This is a genomic window from Bacillus sp. MN7755 (assembly GCF_054771475.1).
Map to the genome: position 1 here is coordinate 1 of NZ_BTRL01000024.1, position 16072 is coordinate 16072.

The window sequence follows — 16072 nt, forward strand, 5'->3', positions numbered from 1 at the left end:
CAAAATCAATTGGATCAAATAGTTAAGCATTTAGAATTACAAAAAGAGATGTTAGAACAATTAAAAAAGAGTATCCAATCTCATAAAATATCTTTTTCAGATGATGTGGATAAGAAGATTATAGAAGAATATAAAGCATATGAGCAAGGTTATCAATCTTTGGATAATGAAAAAGAGAATGAGATAAAGGTTATAGCTGAAAGTAAGATATCAAATGAACAAGATGAGATTTTACAAGGATTAATTGCTGAAAAAGAAAATATTGAACGAGAAATAATATCTATAAAAAAACAAATAACAAAAGAGAATATTTTAGAAGAACAAAAACAATTGTTAGATGATAAAGTAGATTCTTTAGAATCTCAAAAGAATGGTGTTAAAAAACGAATACAACAACGAATAGAGTCTTTAGAAAGTAATAGAAAAAAGGTTGATAGCACTAAAAAAGGAAAACAAGAACAAAAGCAAGATTCTTTAAAGCAATATAAAGAAAATACTATTACTTTAGTTAATCAAAGAATTCAACCTTTAGAGCAAGAGATATTTGTGAAGAAACAAGAGCTAGATGGATTACGTAGTCAAAGTGAAACAACAACTATAAGAGCAAATAAGGATGGAATTGTACAGTTCCCTACTATTATACAGCCAGGTGATCTAATTGATTCTGGTCAAGAAATAGTTTCAATTATTCCAAAAGAAGATGAAAAAAAGGTTAAGGTTTTTTTATCAGCTGAAGAAATAAAGGGAGTTAAAAAAGGAGATAAGGTACAATATTCGTTTAAGTTAAAGAAAACGGATAAACAAACAGGAGAGATACTATATGTATCTGCAAATCCTATATTTAATAAAGAATCTAAAAGTTACATGTATGAATTAGAAGCAACAATTAATACAAAGGAATTAAATGAATTACATACAGGAATGTTAGGTACGGCTTCTGCGGTAACAGGAGAAGAATCTATATGGAAGTTTATATCTAGAAAATTCATGTCATAAAATGGTTAGAAATTATAAGATGTAGAGGAGATTTTAGTCAGTTATGAAGAGATATACATTTGTTGTATTGTTTTTTATCTTATTAGGGATATTTAATCCTTTTAGTAATAATACTTATGCTGAGGTAAATAATTTAGTTTCAAATCAAGATAGTAAGGTTTTTAGCATTTTTAAGGATGGAGACAATGTTGAAGAAATTATTTCTAATATAAAAAGAAAGAAATTGGTAGAATGGAATAATAAAGATTTAAATGAACTGTTAGATACAGTAGATAATATTGGTTTAAATATAATGGATAGAGCAACTTTAAAAAGAGAAATCATTAGGGAATCTGGATTTTTAAATTTTGATTTTAAAGGTACTAAATCTGATGTTTTAGCTTTTAAGGATTTAAGAATAGAAATTATAGAAATTGATGAGCCTATTATGTTATATAGAAGAAGTAAAGCTGGTGAAGTTGAATCTAAATATGGTCTTGGATATTGGTGGGGAGATAAGAAGAGGAGTATTGAAGAGACAAGAAATGAATTAGCCGTATTAGAAGCATGGGGAAATCCACTTAATACGGTATATAAAATTCAAGTGCCAAAGGGTATTAAAATGCTTAAAGGATTAACAGCCCCCCAAACTCAATATCTTTATGGGACAGATATAGTGCAAGAAGATAGAAAAGGTGGAGCAATTCAATATTGGATTAATAACGTAAATAACAATTGGCTACAATGAAATATTTCTAGGAGGTCGGCATGGAAAAAGATTATGAATTTATAAAGTTGACTCTAGATTGTGAGCATATTATTCAGCAAAACATCCCTAGTAATCCTGACGAAGCTAAAAGGTATCATTTAATGTTAGAGGAACTAAAAGGCTTAAGAATGACTATGAAATTGAAACAATTAAATACTAGGCTGTATTATTTATCAATAACACAAATGCTTGAAAAAGATGATCCAGAAGAAATACTATTTGCTGTATTAAAGTTAAATGAATTTTATTGTACTTACTATCAAAATGTATAACAAAGCTTAATTATTAGAAGTAAAATGGTTTATGGTAAAGGCACTTGAAAAGGTGTCTTTTCTTTTTTGTCCATGATCGATATTACTTAACAAGTAAAATAATATTTGGATGGGAGTCCAATACATATTATTAAAATTAAAGTGGTTCAAGTCGGAGGAAGGCACCTTTGGGTGTCTTTTTTTTATGCATAAAAAGCCTCATCTTCCTATAGAAAGGATAAGACCTTTACAACAAACAACAATTGCAATTACATTAATTTTACATTACATTAAGATTAAATAGTATTATACTAATAAAGCGCTAAATAGTAGGTGTAGAAAATGGAATTTAATGATTTGGGTATTACCATTAAAGAACTTCGAATGAAAAAAAATATATCTCAATCCGAATTATGTCATGGAATATGTTCACAAAGCCAAATTAGTAAGATCGAAAAAGGTGTGATTTATCCATCTAGCATATTGTTATATCAATTATCAGAAAGACTTGGTGTTAATCCAAATAATATATTTGCACTAACTCAAAACAAAAAAATTAAATATATAGAAAATGTAAAACATGTAATAAAAGATTGCCTAAAACAAAAACAATATAAAGAACTTTATGAAATAGTAAAAAAAGAGAAATACTTAAATAATTTTCAAACAAAAGAAGAGAAACAATTTCTAATATGGCATGAAGCAATTGCTATATTTGAGGTGAATAGATCAACAAAAACTGCTTTAACTCTTTTAAATAATGGATTAAAACTAACTGTAACGAATGTTGATTGTTTATCAGAAAGAGAAATAGATATTATGCAGACAATGGCTATATTTTATGCAGAAAACAAAGAATATGAAAAAAGCATTAATATATTAAGAAAATGTTTAACTAATTTTAATAAGTTAGATTTTCCTAGAGATAAAGAAATTAAATTAAAAATCATTTTCAATTTAGCAAAAACTTTGGCCTCCACATATCAACATGAAGAGGCAATAAAATACATTGATAAGGGCATCAAATTAGCAATTAATCTAAATACTTTATACCTATTAGGTGAACTATTTTACTTAAAAGGTCAGTGTTTATTAAAGATTACACAACACAATGTAGAAGATGTTGTGTATAACTGGAAAAAAGCATTATTTATATTTGAACTAACAGAAAAAGAATATTATACAAAAATGATACCAGATGAACTTATTGAAATACAAAATAAAAAACAATCATAATTTCGTAAAAACTACTTACAAATCCCACAGGAAAAATCTCTATAATTTTTAAACTTAGAACTATATTATTAAAATTAAAGTGGTTCAAGTCGGAGGAAGGCACCTTAGGGTGCCTTTTCTTTATGAATTAAAAGCCCACCTATTTCCGTAGGTGGGCTACTTGTGATTTTACACTCTTGCATGATGAAATTATAACAAAATCCTCAAGCTTCCAGATGGTTAAATTTATATTAGTCTAAAGTACGAGCAGCTGCATAAAATGATCCAGAACCACCATTTCTGTGAGTAACTTTAAGCTTATATTCACCTTCTGAAAGATTATAGTACGTATTTGTAAAAGCCTTTCCTGCTTCTAACGATCCATTTTCAATAGTATTATCTTGTGAGTCTTTTAAAGACCAGTCAAGCTTGCCTTTAGTATTGTTTGTCATATGAACTCTCATATCCCCATCTTTTACATGCACAAATGATACTTCTCTTTCTCCATTTATCAGACTGAAATTATCTTTAAGTATTTGAGTACGCTGAATAATTGGTGCTGAATTTTTAGTATTATCTATACCTTCCGTACTTGCTGATGCAGCTCCAATTCCTCCAGTTAATGCAATACCAGTTGCTAATACTCCAACTACTAATTTCTTGAACATAATAAATCCCCCTTAAATATTTTTTATTACTTACACTTTAAATGTATCACTTTTGTTGTTTTTGTAAATATTTTCAATTTGTAGAAATATTTATTTAAATTTTATTAATATTGGTAATGCATTTTATCAAATGGAAAATAGAGGGATTTATGATGGTATGTAATAATGCATGTTCATTCAGAAAAAAATCGTGATAAAATCTAAGCACCTGTTCTTTTTTCAATTATATTGGAAACCTTACTTCTTATTTACCACAACAAAAGAAGGTACCCTAGGGTGCCTTATCTTTTTTCTCAATATAAGAGTTCTAAATACATGCTATAATTTAAATAGAAATTCCCTTTTGTGCAATAAGATAGTAATACCCAATAAAAAAGCCCACCTATTTCCGTAGGTGGGCCTTATCTTTATTACACAATACCAAAGTATACTCTCTATTTCTCATAAACTTTATGTAATTATACATATATATATAAATACCACTAAATAAATATTAAATGTAGTAAAATATAAATTGTGGACACGTTCTATAAAGCAGATTCTTTGGGAAGACGTAACATATCGACCATTATAAAAGATATACCGTCACTCTAATACTGATCTCAAATCTCTTGTACTTTGTGAACTAACAATCTGGTGTATATAGACGATTCTGTTTTATAGGATGTGTTTACACGTATAACAAAGGGATAATACGGATAAGTTTATACAAAATGAATGTGGTTCAAGTCAGAGGAAGACACCTTAGGGTGTCTTTTTTCATTAAATTAACATGTAACCTGTAGCAAATCCTTTTATTTTTTATCATGTAAAACTCCATCTACAATTAAATCAGAACAAAAATGACTACCTGTCCAAATTAGTATTCAGGTAATTTTTTACAATAATTACTATTATATCAAATTAAAAACCATTAAAATAGTCTATTAAATGTAAATGTTATATTTTACAATTTTAACAAATACTATTATTTTTAGGAGGTATTTACCAAATGAATAATAAACAAACTAAAAAAATTATTAGTGCAGTCTTAGCTGGTACATTTATGTTTGGCGTTGCAGCCCCATTAACCTTTAATGTACAAGAAGTGAAAGCCTCAGGATTTGAAACAGTTGATGAAAGATTAAGCCAAGAAGAAATTTTAGATTTATTAAAATTAGAAAAAGAATTGAAAGAAAATAATATTTCAATTGAAGATATTATGACAGGGATTGAACAAGAATTAGCTAAAGAAGTTCCTGGAGAAGCATTAACATTATCAATCAAAAATGTTGATGGTCCACAATACGGTCCTAAGTCTCAAGCGGCAAAGATAGCAGCAAAACAAATGTTAAAAAATCTAAATAGAATTGGGAGAGTTGCTTGGGATAGAAGTGTAAGACAATATGTTGATAAATTACCAATTTCATGGGACAGTAAAAAAGCATTAAAAGGATATTTGAGTTATACTGTAGTTGTTAAAACTCTTAATGTAGTCATTGGTTTTAGCGGAACTATTACAACAGCTATATCAAACCAGCTTAAAAAGATGGGCTGCCCTGCATGGTTAGCAGATATGACAGCAAGAGCAATTGTAACATTGTTATTATAAATTTGAATTTCCAAAGAAGGTGGATATTCTATGAAAAAACTATTGCAAATAGCTATTACCTTTTTCGCAATATACACAATTTTACACATTATAGTAGGTTTTGATTTTAATCCAATTATTAGCTTAGTAACTAGAATTATTCAAGCCTTATTGGCACTTTGTTTATTAATTTATGTTATCAAATTTACAAGAAAAACAAATCGTTAAACTGAATCATATTGTTCAATTACGTACATTGTAACACTCGTAATTAGACATAGATATGTCGCACAACAAAGATACCCAAAAGTGCTCAATTCATTCTTTAAAACATAAAGTAAGGTGAACCCGTTAAAATCCATAGAATGAACCCTAATTTTACCCTCAGATCTTAAGGAAGCACTATTGTTATGGGATATGGTGATAATCGCGACGAAGGCTGCAGTTTTGCCGGAGAATTTGCTTTATTAGTTGTATTGTTTATTCTATTAATCATTATCGGATGCAGTTGTTTCTGCAAAAAACTATTGGAAAAGGCACCTTAGGGTGTCTTTTCTTTATGACATAATACCAAATTATACTCTCATTTTTTCAAAGTTTTATGCAATTATACATAGTTGCATAAAATACACCAAATAAATATTACATGTAGTAAAATATAAAATGTGGATACATTCTATAAAGCAGATTCTTTTGAAAGGTGTAACATATCGATCATTACCGAAGGTGTGGCGTCACTCTAATACTGATCTCAAATCTCTTGTATTTTGTAAACTAACAATCTGATGTATATAGACGATTCTGTTTTATAGGATGTATTTACACGTATAACAAAGGGATAATACGGATAAATTTATACAAAATGAATGTGGTTCAAGTCGGAGAAAGGCACCTTAGGGTGTCTTTTTTTATTTATTTTCGACAGAATATGACAAAAAAGTTATAACTGGATTTGTTATGATTTGGTAGTAATCTTACCTAACACAAATGAATGATGATACAAAGTATAAAGAGGTTATGGAGAAAATAATTAGATAGTATTTAATTCGATGAAAGCTGGTGAAATTATTGACGGTTTCTTTCTTTTGTTATGAATGTGGTGAAATAATTGAAAAATATAATTTTGATACAGTGCAAGAAAAAATAGTTGATGGTGTTGAATGTACATTCTGTGGGGCTCAAAAGAGGCTAAAATATTGCTATTATCCCCATTTTTCAGTAAATGATTTCATAAAAACTATTCAAGAACTATACAATCAAAATAAGAATGATTTAACTAAAAAATTAACATCCACCTATAAAATTTTTAATGAAATTGAAGGTACTCATGAAAATTTATCTCTAGAAGATTACACCACAATCTATCACATATTAGATAGTTTACTTGAAGATGAAGTAGAATATAGTATTGATGTTAAATCAAGGGTGATTGATAATTTAGAAGACAAATTAGTACAATTTTATCCAACTGATTTAGCGATAAGTATAGTTTCTTCACTCCCTTTGATAAACACACCTTATAGAAAGCCTATAGTAATATTAATAGCCTCTACTATTGAATTACTATTTAATGTTTACTATAAAGATGCAATTAAAATCGGAAAAATAAAAGAACATAGCGATGAATTTTTATCGCTCCATAGGAAAATTAGATATTTAGATGCTAATAGAGCTAGAAGTCTAGAACAATATATAGGACAGTATGACAAAGATTTTTACGCTTTATGGGATGACTTACGAAAAATTAGGAATAAAGTTATTCATAGTAATTCATTATATATTTCGAACAAAATGATAGAAGATTATATGGTCCTATTAAAAACATCTGTTACCGTTTTTTTAAATTTAACATCCGAACTATATAGAGAACACTACACAAGTAATCACTCAAATGTAATTAAAAATTAAAACACTTTTTATAATGATTGAGAAATATAGATTTGAATCATATTTCTCAATGGCCAATATTCCTTAACATATTATTAAAATTAAGATAGTTCAGGTCGGAGGAAGACACCCTAGGGTGTCTTTTCTTTATGGTTTAGCGCCTACAATATCTAGTATTCCTGCCTATACCGTTTTAATGTGTTAAGATAAATTGTTAACACATTAAAACAATTATTACATAATTAATCTATAAAAATGTATTAGGTAAGGAAGCAATGGCATTCTAATCGGTGCTTTTATTATTTTAATAGAAGGAGCATATAGCATTTATGAATTCATACTTAGAAGTATTAAGTAAAAGCATCCAGTTCGGAGAAGAGACTCTAAAAAAAATAGAAAGAAAAAACGGTTTGGAAATAGAGAATAAAATAATTCTCTCTCTTTACAGAAAATTATTGGAGCAAGTTGACGGCATTTATATTTTGGCTGATCACAATCTTGAAGGACCAGGTAGAATTTTAATAAGATCTGCAATGGAAACAGTCTTAGCGCTAAAGTACATTCTTCAAGAAAAAAAATGGATTCAAGATAGGGCATTCTCTTATTATGTTTGTTTTTTAAAATCAGAATTACAGATTGCTAAAGATTCTCTAGAGTTAAATTTTAATGATGAACCTATAAATAAAAAAGAATTAGAAATTGATATTAAAGAATCTGAATCAATAATAAACCAGGGACGGTTTATTAAAGTGCTAAATGAATGGGAACGAACTAATAAAAAATCCAAATATGAACCTAAATGGCATTCCCTATTTAATGGACCAACATCAATAAAAAAGCTTGTTGATAAAGTAGCAGATGATGAAATTTCCCTTCTTTATGGCCTGTTATCAATGGAAGCTCACGGTTATCACTCATTGAGTGCATCTAACCATAAAGATTTAACGAAAGATGACTTTGCACTCAAACCTCTAAGAAACGGAATATCTGATGAAATGGTTAAATACACAAGAACACTACTAACGGGAATAACCATGAAAATGATTAAACTTATTGCCCCTGAGTGTAATCCTGATTTGATCATATTCGCAAAAGAAATAGGAATAATACCGAAGAATTATCCTTTTTCTATCCCTAAAATTTAAAATGACATAATATCATTCGAGTTAAATCTAGACACCTTAAGGTATCTTCTTTTATTCATAGTACTAAAAAAACACGTTAAATTAACTTTTAAACGTGTTTTTCCCTAAGACAATATTTAAGATAATCTATTCCTAGACTAACAAACGGAATAATTACCGCAAAACTTAATGCATAAACCATTGTATTTATACCTTTGTAATCTAAAAATTTATCCGCTATAAATAGGACTAAAACAAATAATATTGTTGATTTTATAAATATTTTAAGAAAATCGAATTTCATAGCAATTCCTCCCCCACATTCTATAAAAAGTGCAAAATTCTTTAAATGAATGTATAATATAAATTAGACAGAGATAAAATAGCAAAGAAACAGAGTGGTAGAGACACCCTGTTTCCTATGTAATGCTCACTTATCAGTGAGTAAACGGAACATAGCTAAAAGCCACTATTTTTAGTACCCTTAGCCACTCTACAGCTACGTCAATAGCTTGAGTGGTTTTTACATATGTAAAAATAGATAAACTCAAACTTACTTGTTCTATATACTCAACGAAAGGTTCAAGGATGTACCTTTCAACGAATAACAACAATAAAGTCACTATCAATTCTTTCACATGTATCACCTCCTTCCAATAAGAACTAAAAATCAACAAGCTCTATATGTTGCTTGATTTTAGTTAACTTACCAGAGGTAGGTTGACAATCACACTCATTTAACTAACATTACTGGTATAATATAGCACAATAACTAGAATTTGTACATTATAGAGTTATTAAATTGGGATACTCATCTTATTAAATAGACTCACATCTTTAATTATTTGATCCAATGTAGCTCTAATATCCATTGCCTCTCTTCTTGTGATATAAGGTAAATTATATGTATTACTATGAACTAAGTTTCGTAACTCTCTTATTCTATCCATGATAGCAAATTGACTCACAGTTATAATCCCTTTTTCTTTAGCCACTTTTAACATTTTAAAAAACGTATGATTATTTGTAGATGGCTGTAATAATCCATATAACATACCCTCAAAAACGCTACCACACATTAAAGCTAAAGAAAGCCATGATTCAGTTTCAAAGCTTTTATCAGCTTCCTCATAAAATAATCCAATACGATTACGTAAAGACTTATCCTGTATCCAAGGAAATAATAAACTATAATCTCTTATACCATGATAATTCAATACTACAATAACATCTTCATTTTCACTCAAAGACCTAGGATGCATTTCTGATTCCACTATTAAATAATGCCCATGTATTCGATCATTTCTAGTTGAAAAACTTACACTTATATTAGCTTGTATTGAAAAGTGTGTAATTGAAAAAGCGGGCAACAAGGGTATATAAATATGCCACTCATAAGGGTATTTACTACCAGGTTTAGTTGAAATATTTTTTATATGTTTTTTAGGTATTTCGAATAAAATAGATTTCAAAATTCAAGTCACATCCTTTTTTTCAGTGTACAATCAATAAAAAATTTCACGTACTATATCTGTTGTGTAAAACCAAATTCAGCAGTAAAGCCTATTCTACCATCCGTCCCCTTATCCTCTAACCAAGTAAGTAGAAATTCTCTTATATATTCCTCTATCTTAGTAAGTCATTCCCCCAGAACTTAAACAATCTCATGTTTTTTATCTTTTCTTCGCAATTACGCTTGACTGAAGGTTTTGAGGGTTTTTATCATGTGGGAATGATTAAGGAAAACGGCTGGTAGGCAGATTTATCCCCTACTTTGAAAGATTACAAAAAAAGTAATCGATCAAAATAGATGGATAAGCGTCTTGTTTTCGCCATGCGGTCACTTATAAGGTATCCGTATGTATAGACCCTGTTCACTCAGCGATCTTCATCGCATACATCCTTTTTCTATGGCTTGTCCTTGTAATATCGTCCCTACACGACAAGCTGAATGTACTCCCTAGCACCGTAATGCTAACGATAACCACCCGAACCTTTTAGGGAGTCGTCCCTGGGCAAGTTCTCGCCCTCCCTCACCAGAAGAACAGGATTCCAATGAGGGGTGCTGTTTTTGTAGGCGTATACTTTGTACCCCCTGCACGACCAACAGCTAGCCACGCCGTAACACGTTCCCTCTATATAGAAGCACGGAATCACGGCTTATCAGTTTTTATTTACGTGGTATCAGGCAATTCCACGCGAACAAAAAACAAAAAGGACATCTCCAATACCTAAACGACCTGTACATTCACAAGACTTCTAGGTTTAGAAATGCCCGTTATATATCTTTTGGACTATAAAATAATCAAAACTAGTATTTACTAGTTGATATTTATCCAAACAATAGATAAAATGGGTATATCAAAGAAGCCTCGTGAAAAGGCATAGTTGTTTAAGGTTAGTGTTGGTGCACTACTTAAACGTTAACACTGTGGTTGAATACAGTTCATTTCTAGACAAGTGGTGGTACACTTGCTAGAGCAAGTCATTCCCGCTAAAGGTTGGTAGCCGTTAGCATATGGGAGTGGCTTTTTGTTTTGTGTTCATATTCAATTGTTCTATCGATCTTCGTTTATGTAAAATATCAAATTATGTTTTGTTTTGTAGAATGTTGCTTGTTGTGTACTACGTTACAACAAGCATTAGCCTTTGTAAACAGCGAATTCGTGTACTTTTTTAACAATATCCCTATTTCCCTATTTCCCTATTTCTATTTATAGATATAGGGATATTTCCCCTTTTCCCTATATCTATATTTCCCTATTTTCTTTGTTTTTTCGTCTACTAACTTCTCTATGAAATTACATATTTATTTCTTAGCTCTCTCTATTTCAGACATCAAAAGAATCTTTTGATACCAACGTTTATTGTTATTAATTACTAACTCTATGATTCTATTGCATAACCCAAATATCATTGTTATAATTTCTTTAAAGATATAGAAATATCCCTATTTCTATAGTTAGAAATATCCCTATTTCCCTATTTCTATTTTTCCCTATTTCCATAAAGGGATATAGGGAAATTTCAAAAACTATAACTGGAGTGTTAAAAATGGCTATTACAATTACGGTAGGTAATTACAAAGGTGGAGTCGGTAAAACCACAAATGCTGTATTGAACTCTTATGAATTTGCTAAAAAGGGCAAGCGTACATTACTTGTTGACCTTGATCCACAAAGTAACGCAACAAAATCTCTGATGCTAACAAAATCCATTCTTAATCCTGATGAAATTGTTACTGTTGAAAAAACATTAATGAAAGGAATACAAGAGGGAAACCTAGACGGCTTAGAAGTGGAAATTATGGAGAATTTACATTTACTACCTTCTTATGTTGATTTTCAGGACTTCGCAAAATTCCTTTATAAAAATTGTTCTTCGGAAGCTGAAGAAGATCATTACTTTAAGGGATTACTTGAAAAGATAAAGCATAAATACGACTACATATTTATCGACGTACCTCCTATGTCGCTAGAAGTTACAAAAAATGCAGTTGTAGCTTCTGATTATGTTCTAATTGCTCTGCAAACACAAGAACGTTCTCTTACTGGTGCCGAGAATTATATTAATGAGCTTATCAAGTTAAAAGAACAATATGATCTTGATATTGAAGTAGTTGGCGTTCTTCCTGTCCTATTAAAAAATAACGGTAAAGTTGACGAATATATCATGGAAAATGCTCGTGAAATTTTCGGCGAAGAAAATCTATTCAAAAACATCGTCCCTCAAATGGAACGTATTAAACGATTTGATGTGAATGGTATTACTGAAAAAGATAGACATGATATGAATGTAATTGAACTATACGAAACGATTAGTGATGAATTGTTGTCTCGTATTGATATGTTCGAAAAAATGAAGGTTGGTGTGTAACATGGCGAGAACTCCTGGTTTGTTAGGTAGAAAGAAAAGTAACTTTGAACCTACTGAACCCTATGTACCAGAGCAAGGACAAACTGTAGTTGAAAATAACGAAGTACCAGCTACTCCTTCTCAACCTAAGACCGAAGAAAAACAAGTAACTCGAAAAGAAAAAAGAAACGAAAAAACTGAACCGAAAAAGAAATTTAAAAATCAGCAAGGTAGTATTAAAATTTCTAATCAATCAAAAGAAGAACTTGAAGTATTAATGAAGCTTACGAACACAAAATTCACGTATGAGATCATCGATCTACTTATAGATCGTTATGTAGAAAACGAGCTAACACCTGATCAGAAAAGGAAATTCAAGCTCTTAACAGAGTCTTAAAAATATAGAAATATCCCTATTTAGAAATAGGGATATTTCTATATTTCCACTTTTCTCTCTACATACGATACGCAAAGTAGTTTTTATAGTTTGAGATACAATACTAAATAGGAGTGGTCAATTTGGATAAAAAATACTTAGTGACTGTGACACCTGATTGTACAACTGCTAATACTCCCTTTTTTATTAAACCATTCATAACACTAGAATTAGTAAGTAAAAAATTATACCTTTTTTACTTACTAATTCTAGTGTTTGAGAGTTTAACCTCCAAAATCCCTACTGTAATTTTACATTTATAACCAAATGTAGTATTTAAATATGATATACTCTTGGTAACAATATTCCATAGGAGGATGATTATCATTAACATACTTTTAGGTATTATTGGAGCAATTGTTATACTCGTTTTTGTTGTCCATCCAGGTGTCCCAGACAAACGTGTCCCTCTAAAAAATAAATTTGCAGTACTCCTTCCATTAATCGTTATAGCCGGTTTAATTTCCTTATATATATAATTAAAACAAGTACTTATCAAGTAACATTAAGAAAGGTAGAAAAGTATACATTTCTACTTTTCTACCTATGCGTAGTTTATATAATACCTTACCAGAACCACCACTAGCTCATTTACATAATTATCGTTAGCGGAAGACATTTTAAAATTCTATGTGTCGATTTTTTCTTTGCCCTTGCAGATAAACCACCATATCAAAGCTACAAGCAGTATGAGGAGCGGTATTGCCTGAATAAAGAGAAATCCTCCCCAAAAATCAAGTTCAGTACTATATGGAGAGTCTGTTGCCATCACACCTATAAATAAAGCCACTGGAATTGTGCATAGATTTACCCCTAAACTGACCATTATGAACGTTAGATTTTTCTCCTTAGTTTTGGGTGAATCAGAATTGAAGAATGAGAATACTGCAATGCCGATTATAAAATACAGTATTACATAAAGTTGATTAAGATATTCCATAACATTCCTCCGTTGTACTAATTGTACCATTAGCAAGAAAAAAGCGGATCCCAACTCTCACAAGGAATCCACTTTCTATTTTTATACGTTCCTACCCTAGCTGGCGGTATCTCTTCTTACTCTTACCAGAACCTCCACCACGGCTTTTTCTTCTCTTTCGATGCAGCAACCTCGTCCCGAAATTCCTGCATCATTCTCTTCGTTTCCTGCATCTCACGCAGCGTCTTCATAAGCGTCTCATCCCGCGCTTCCAATCGTTTTTCCACTCGTTCATTATGCGCTTCTACGCTCGCTTTGATTTCTTCGTTGCTCTGCTTTGTCTGCTCACTCAATCGCTTCTCCATTGCCAACATACTCTGTTTCATCTTTTGCGCCATAACGCCATACTGCTGCTGGAGTTGTTCTTGAATGTGGAATGGTATTAAACTCTTATCTTCAGGTTCTTCTTTAATCAAATCCGGATTCACTTTTTCTATTTGCTGCGCAATCATCTTCGCTGCCTTCTCTAGCGTCATACCGTCATGCTTACTAAGCTCAATTAACTTCTCAATCACCATAATATCGCCTTCTGAATATTCCCGTCGGCCGCGCTTGTCCTTCTTTACAGTAAATCCCTCTCGTTGTAACACTTCCATATACTTTCTGAGCGTACTATCGGATATTCCTAGTCGTTTGTATACTTCACTAGCGGAATAAACAATCTCGTCCGTCATAGCGTCACAACACCTCCTAGTGAGAGTATTCCATGATGATTAGGAAATTCCTGCAAAGAAAAAAAAGCCCTAATCAGGGCTTTTACAAGACGATTGTCATGTAATTGTCAATTGAAGAAGGATGTAATTAGATTGATGCGTCTTTTTGGGATGTCTCCTTTGTGAAATCATACAAAGCGACTGCACCTAAAAGAACCAGTATACCTTGAGGAACATCTATCAAAATAGTTTTCCAAATTTCTGGAACTACCCATTTAATACCTGCTGCCGATTCAAGATAAGTTTGAAAATAACCGATTGTAAAATTAATTATACATAAAAATACAAATAACGTTAGGCCAATTCGAATTAATTTCTTATTTGTAAACATATAACACCTCTCAAAATTCATTAGATATTTCTGATTTCATTCCTTACATACAAAAATCTATATATTTAATTTTACCATAAAAAACCAAATAAATACAATATAGATATTTGCATATTGTATTGATGGTATTCCATGACATTTTATAAATCCCTGCACGACTTATTAGCGAGAATCCTCGTTCCTGGCTACCTACCATAATAAACAGCCCGCCGCATAACGCCATAACGAATATGATAGAACCAGCAGTTAAAAAAAGCCTGCAAAGAAAAAAACCGACTCATAAGAGTCAGTCTTTTAATTATTTTTACTTAGCGTTATCTCGTAGATCTTTGATAGACATTGGAATAGCTCTATATAGAAATACCGCTAATTGTTCACGCGTTACTGTACCATCTGGATTAAAGTTATTGTTACCTACACCACCAGTAATACCATTACTATATAAAATTTCTACGGCTTCATTGGCCCAGTGTCCTTGTGTATCGTTAAATTGATGATCAAACTTCTTGTTTAATCCAAAAGCGTTTTTGAAAGTTTGAGCAAGTTCTGCTCGGGTTACGATTCCTTTTGGGTTAAAACGACCATCAGACGCGGAAGAGAAAATTCCACTTTTATATCCTGCTGCAATCTCTTTTTTAAACATTGAATCATTTATATCATTGAAAGGAAGCGGTTGTGACATATCACGATCGGGAATTTTCACCGTTCTATATAAGAATGCCGCTAATTCTTCACGCGTTATTTTTTCTACAGCTCCAAAATAACCATTGTGGTATCCCAACATTATTTTGTGGTCAACCATGTAGTTAATTTCATCATATGCCCAATGCCAATCGGGTACATCTATAAATTTACTAGTTTGAGTGCTCGCTGCTTGTATTCCCTGATTTGTGGTATTCCCTGATGTCTCAGCCATAGAGTTATTTGCAAAAAAAGTTGTACCAAATACTGCTACACATACACCAGAAATTATTAATTTTTTCATTACTATTCTCTCCCCTTAATTTTAAACGTCAATAATACCATTCCAAGAATCATTATATAACTATTTTTAAATTAGAAAAAGAAGGAATTTATATTTTTTTACAATTATTCACAAATATAACCATATAGCTTTAGCAATTTCAAAAAGTAATCGCATATTGAATCACTATATAACCAATCCTTGCCCTTGATATAAGGGGAAATCCCCGTTCCTGGCTACCAATCATTATAAACAAACCACCGCATAGCGCCACAGCGGATGCAATTGGATAGGGCACTGATTTGATTAGAAAAATAACTGACTCAAAACCGACC

Annotated in this window: 20 protein-coding genes and 1 pseudogene; 12 read left to right on the plus strand and 9 right to left on the minus strand. The window is 31.0% G+C overall.

The window, feature by feature from the left end; all coding sequences use genetic code 11:
• From ACYVEC_RS23835 to ACYVEC_RS23850, 4 genes are all read left to right on the plus strand, one after another.
• Positions 1–996, plus strand: a 996-nt coding sequence (locus ACYVEC_RS23835; RefSeq protein WP_460508625.1) for an HlyD family efflux transporter periplasmic adaptor subunit, incomplete at its 5' end; no start/stop codon positions are given.
• 43 nt (positions 997–1039) lie between these two features.
• A complete protein-coding gene (locus ACYVEC_RS23840; RefSeq protein ID WP_431114009.1) occupies positions 1040–1723 on the plus strand; it encodes an autotransporter in 684 nt (227 codons plus the stop codon).
• Between the two features lie 20 nt (positions 1724–1743).
• Complete coding sequence (locus ACYVEC_RS23845; protein WP_431114008.1) at positions 1744–2016, plus strand: hypothetical protein; 273 nt, start codon at positions 1744–1746, stop codon at positions 2014–2016.
• A 321-nt stretch (positions 2017–2337) separates the two neighbouring features.
• Positions 2338–3231, plus strand: coding sequence for a helix-turn-helix domain-containing protein (locus ACYVEC_RS23850; protein ID WP_431114007.1), 894 nt, complete (start codon positions 2338–2340; stop codon positions 3229–3231).
• A gap of 230 nt (positions 3232–3461) precedes the next feature.
• Here ACYVEC_RS23850 and ACYVEC_RS23855 read toward each other — a convergent pair whose 3' ends face one another.
• On the minus strand, positions 3462–3878 hold the full coding sequence (locus tag ACYVEC_RS23855) for a hypothetical protein (protein WP_063222605.1): 417 nt from the start codon (positions 3876–3878) through the stop codon (positions 3462–3464).
• 991 nt (positions 3879–4869) lie between these two features.
• Between ACYVEC_RS23855 and ACYVEC_RS23860 the strand changes: the two genes are divergently transcribed.
• The 5 genes from ACYVEC_RS23860 (at position 4870) to ACYVEC_RS23880 (ending at position 8480) form a co-directional block, all read left to right on the plus strand.
• Positions 4870–5469, plus strand: a complete 600-nt coding sequence (locus ACYVEC_RS23860; RefSeq protein WP_063222606.1) for a hypothetical protein — start codon at positions 4870–4872, stop codon at positions 5467–5469.
• 30 nt (positions 5470–5499) lie between these two features.
• Entirely contained in the window at positions 5500–5676 is a 177-nt protein-coding gene (locus tag ACYVEC_RS23865) for a hypothetical protein (protein ID WP_002115188.1), read from the plus strand.
• 182 nt (positions 5677–5858) lie between these two features.
• Positions 5859–5993 carry a YjcZ family sporulation protein gene (locus ACYVEC_RS23870; RefSeq protein WP_460508633.1) on the plus strand — a complete coding sequence of 45 codons (135 nt, stop codon included), beginning with the start codon at positions 5859–5861 and terminating at the stop codon, positions 5991–5993.
• A gap of 514 nt (positions 5994–6507) precedes the next feature.
• Positions 6508–7356, plus strand: a complete 849-nt coding sequence (locus ACYVEC_RS23875; protein WP_460508636.1) for a hypothetical protein — start codon at positions 6508–6510, stop codon at positions 7354–7356.
• A 308-nt stretch (positions 7357–7664) separates the two neighbouring features.
• Positions 7665–8480 carry a DUF5677 domain-containing protein gene (locus ACYVEC_RS23880; protein WP_460508639.1) on the plus strand — a complete coding sequence of 272 codons (816 nt, stop codon included), beginning with the start codon at positions 7665–7667 and terminating at the stop codon, positions 8478–8480.
• A gap of 88 nt (positions 8481–8568) precedes the next feature.
• Here the strand turns inward: ACYVEC_RS23880 and ACYVEC_RS23885 are convergent, their stop codons facing one another.
• The 3 genes from ACYVEC_RS23885 to ACYVEC_RS23895 all read right to left on the minus strand — a co-directional run bounded on the left by ACYVEC_RS23885 (position 8569) and on the right by ACYVEC_RS23895 (position 9931).
• Positions 8569–8763, minus strand: a complete 195-nt coding sequence (locus tag ACYVEC_RS23885) for an ABC transporter permease (RefSeq protein WP_460508642.1) — start codon at positions 8761–8763, stop codon at positions 8569–8571.
• 133 nt (positions 8764–8896) lie between these two features.
• Positions 8897–9097 carry a hypothetical protein gene (locus ACYVEC_RS23890; RefSeq protein ID WP_460508645.1) on the minus strand — a complete coding sequence of 67 codons (201 nt, stop codon included), beginning with the start codon at positions 9095–9097 and terminating at the stop codon, positions 8897–8899.
• Between the two features lie 159 nt (positions 9098–9256).
• Positions 9257–9931, minus strand: coding sequence for a DUF4145 domain-containing protein (locus tag ACYVEC_RS23895; protein WP_460508648.1), 675 nt, complete (start codon positions 9929–9931; stop codon positions 9257–9259).
• 1582 nt (positions 9932–11513) lie between these two features.
• Between ACYVEC_RS23895 and ACYVEC_RS23900 the strand changes: the two genes are divergently transcribed.
• The 3 genes from ACYVEC_RS23900 (at position 11514) to ACYVEC_RS23910 (ending at position 13229) form a co-directional block, all read left to right on the plus strand.
• Entirely contained in the window at positions 11514–12335 is an 822-nt protein-coding gene (locus tag ACYVEC_RS23900; protein ID WP_001018640.1) for a ParA family protein, read from the plus strand.
• Position 12336: 1 nt separating this feature from the next.
• Positions 12337–12711, plus strand: coding sequence for a hypothetical protein (locus ACYVEC_RS23905; protein WP_063222613.1), 375 nt, complete (start codon positions 12337–12339; stop codon positions 12709–12711).
• A gap of 356 nt (positions 12712–13067) precedes the next feature.
• On the plus strand, positions 13068–13229 hold the full coding sequence (locus tag ACYVEC_RS23910; protein ID WP_162840207.1) for a hypothetical protein: 162 nt from the start codon (positions 13068–13070) through the stop codon (positions 13227–13229).
• A gap of 149 nt (positions 13230–13378) precedes the next feature.
• Here ACYVEC_RS23910 and ACYVEC_RS23915 read toward each other — a convergent pair whose 3' ends face one another.
• The 5 genes and pseudogenes from ACYVEC_RS23915 to ACYVEC_RS23935 all read right to left on the minus strand — a co-directional run.
• Positions 13379–13690, minus strand: a complete 312-nt coding sequence (locus tag ACYVEC_RS23915) for a hypothetical protein (protein WP_063222614.1) — start codon at positions 13688–13690, stop codon at positions 13379–13381.
• A gap of 122 nt (positions 13691–13812) precedes the next feature.
• The gene (locus tag ACYVEC_RS23920) at positions 13813–14403 is read right to left on the minus strand and encodes a DUF3967 domain-containing protein (RefSeq protein ID WP_063222615.1); all 591 of its coding nucleotides are present in this window, start codon (positions 14401–14403) and stop codon (positions 13813–13815) included.
• 127 nt (positions 14404–14530) lie between these two features.
• Positions 14531–14794 carry a DUF3937 family protein gene (locus ACYVEC_RS23925; protein ID WP_460508654.1) on the minus strand — a complete coding sequence of 88 codons (264 nt, stop codon included), beginning with the start codon at positions 14792–14794 and terminating at the stop codon, positions 14531–14533.
• 283 nt (positions 14795–15077) lie between these two features.
• A complete protein-coding gene (locus ACYVEC_RS23930) occupies positions 15078–15758 on the minus strand; it encodes an S-layer homology domain-containing protein (RefSeq protein ID WP_063222617.1) in 681 nt (226 codons plus the stop codon).
• Positions 15759–15866: 108 nt separating this feature from the next.
• A pseudogene (locus tag ACYVEC_RS23935) lies at positions 15867–16065 on the minus strand (hypothetical protein); the annotation flags it as partial.
• Positions 16066–16072 lie beyond the last annotated feature (7 nt).

Excerpts from the sequence above, each read along its gene's own strand:
- ACYVEC_RS23840 (WP_431114009.1), top strand. The coding sequence starts at position 1,040 with ATGAAGAGATATACATTTGTTGTATTGTTTTTTATCTTATTAGGGATA.
- ACYVEC_RS23845 (WP_431114008.1), top strand. The coding sequence starts at position 1,744 with ATGGAAAAAGATTATGAATTTATAAAGTTGACTCTAGATTGTGAGCAT.
- ACYVEC_RS23850 (WP_431114007.1), top strand. The coding sequence starts at position 2,338 with ATGGAATTTAATGATTTGGGTATTACCATTAAAGAACTTCGAATGAAA.
- ACYVEC_RS23855 (WP_063222605.1), bottom strand. The coding sequence starts at position 3,878 with ATGTTCAAGAAATTAGTAGTTGGAGTATTAGCAACTGGTATTGCATTA.
- ACYVEC_RS23860 (WP_063222606.1), top strand. The coding sequence starts at position 4,870 with ATGAATAATAAACAAACTAAAAAAATTATTAGTGCAGTCTTAGCTGGT.
- ACYVEC_RS23865 (WP_002115188.1), top strand. The coding sequence starts at position 5,500 with ATGAAAAAACTATTGCAAATAGCTATTACCTTTTTCGCAATATACACA.
- ACYVEC_RS23870 (WP_460508633.1), top strand. The coding sequence starts at position 5,859 with ATGGGATATGGTGATAATCGCGACGAAGGCTGCAGTTTTGCCGGAGAA.
- ACYVEC_RS23880 (WP_460508639.1), top strand. The coding sequence starts at position 7,665 with ATGAATTCATACTTAGAAGTATTAAGTAAAAGCATCCAGTTCGGAGAA.
- ACYVEC_RS23885 (WP_460508642.1), bottom strand. The coding sequence starts at position 8,763 with ATGAAATTCGATTTTCTTAAAATATTTATAAAATCAACAATATTATTT.
- ACYVEC_RS23900 (WP_001018640.1), top strand. The coding sequence starts at position 11,514 with ATGGCTATTACAATTACGGTAGGTAATTACAAAGGTGGAGTCGGTAAA.
- ACYVEC_RS23905 (WP_063222613.1), top strand. The coding sequence starts at position 12,337 with ATGGCGAGAACTCCTGGTTTGTTAGGTAGAAAGAAAAGTAACTTTGAA.
- ACYVEC_RS23910 (WP_162840207.1), top strand. The coding sequence starts at position 13,068 with ATGATTATCATTAACATACTTTTAGGTATTATTGGAGCAATTGTTATA.
- ACYVEC_RS23915 (WP_063222614.1), bottom strand. The coding sequence starts at position 13,690 with ATGGAATATCTTAATCAACTTTATGTAATACTGTATTTTATAATCGGC.
- ACYVEC_RS23920 (WP_063222615.1), bottom strand. The coding sequence starts at position 14,403 with ATGACGGACGAGATTGTTTATTCCGCTAGTGAAGTATACAAACGACTA.
- ACYVEC_RS23925 (WP_460508654.1), bottom strand. The coding sequence starts at position 14,794 with ATGAATTTTGAGAGGTGTTATATGTTTACAAATAAGAAATTAATTCGA.
- ACYVEC_RS23930 (WP_063222617.1), bottom strand. The coding sequence starts at position 15,758 with ATGAAAAAATTAATAATTTCTGGTGTATGTGTAGCAGTATTTGGTACA.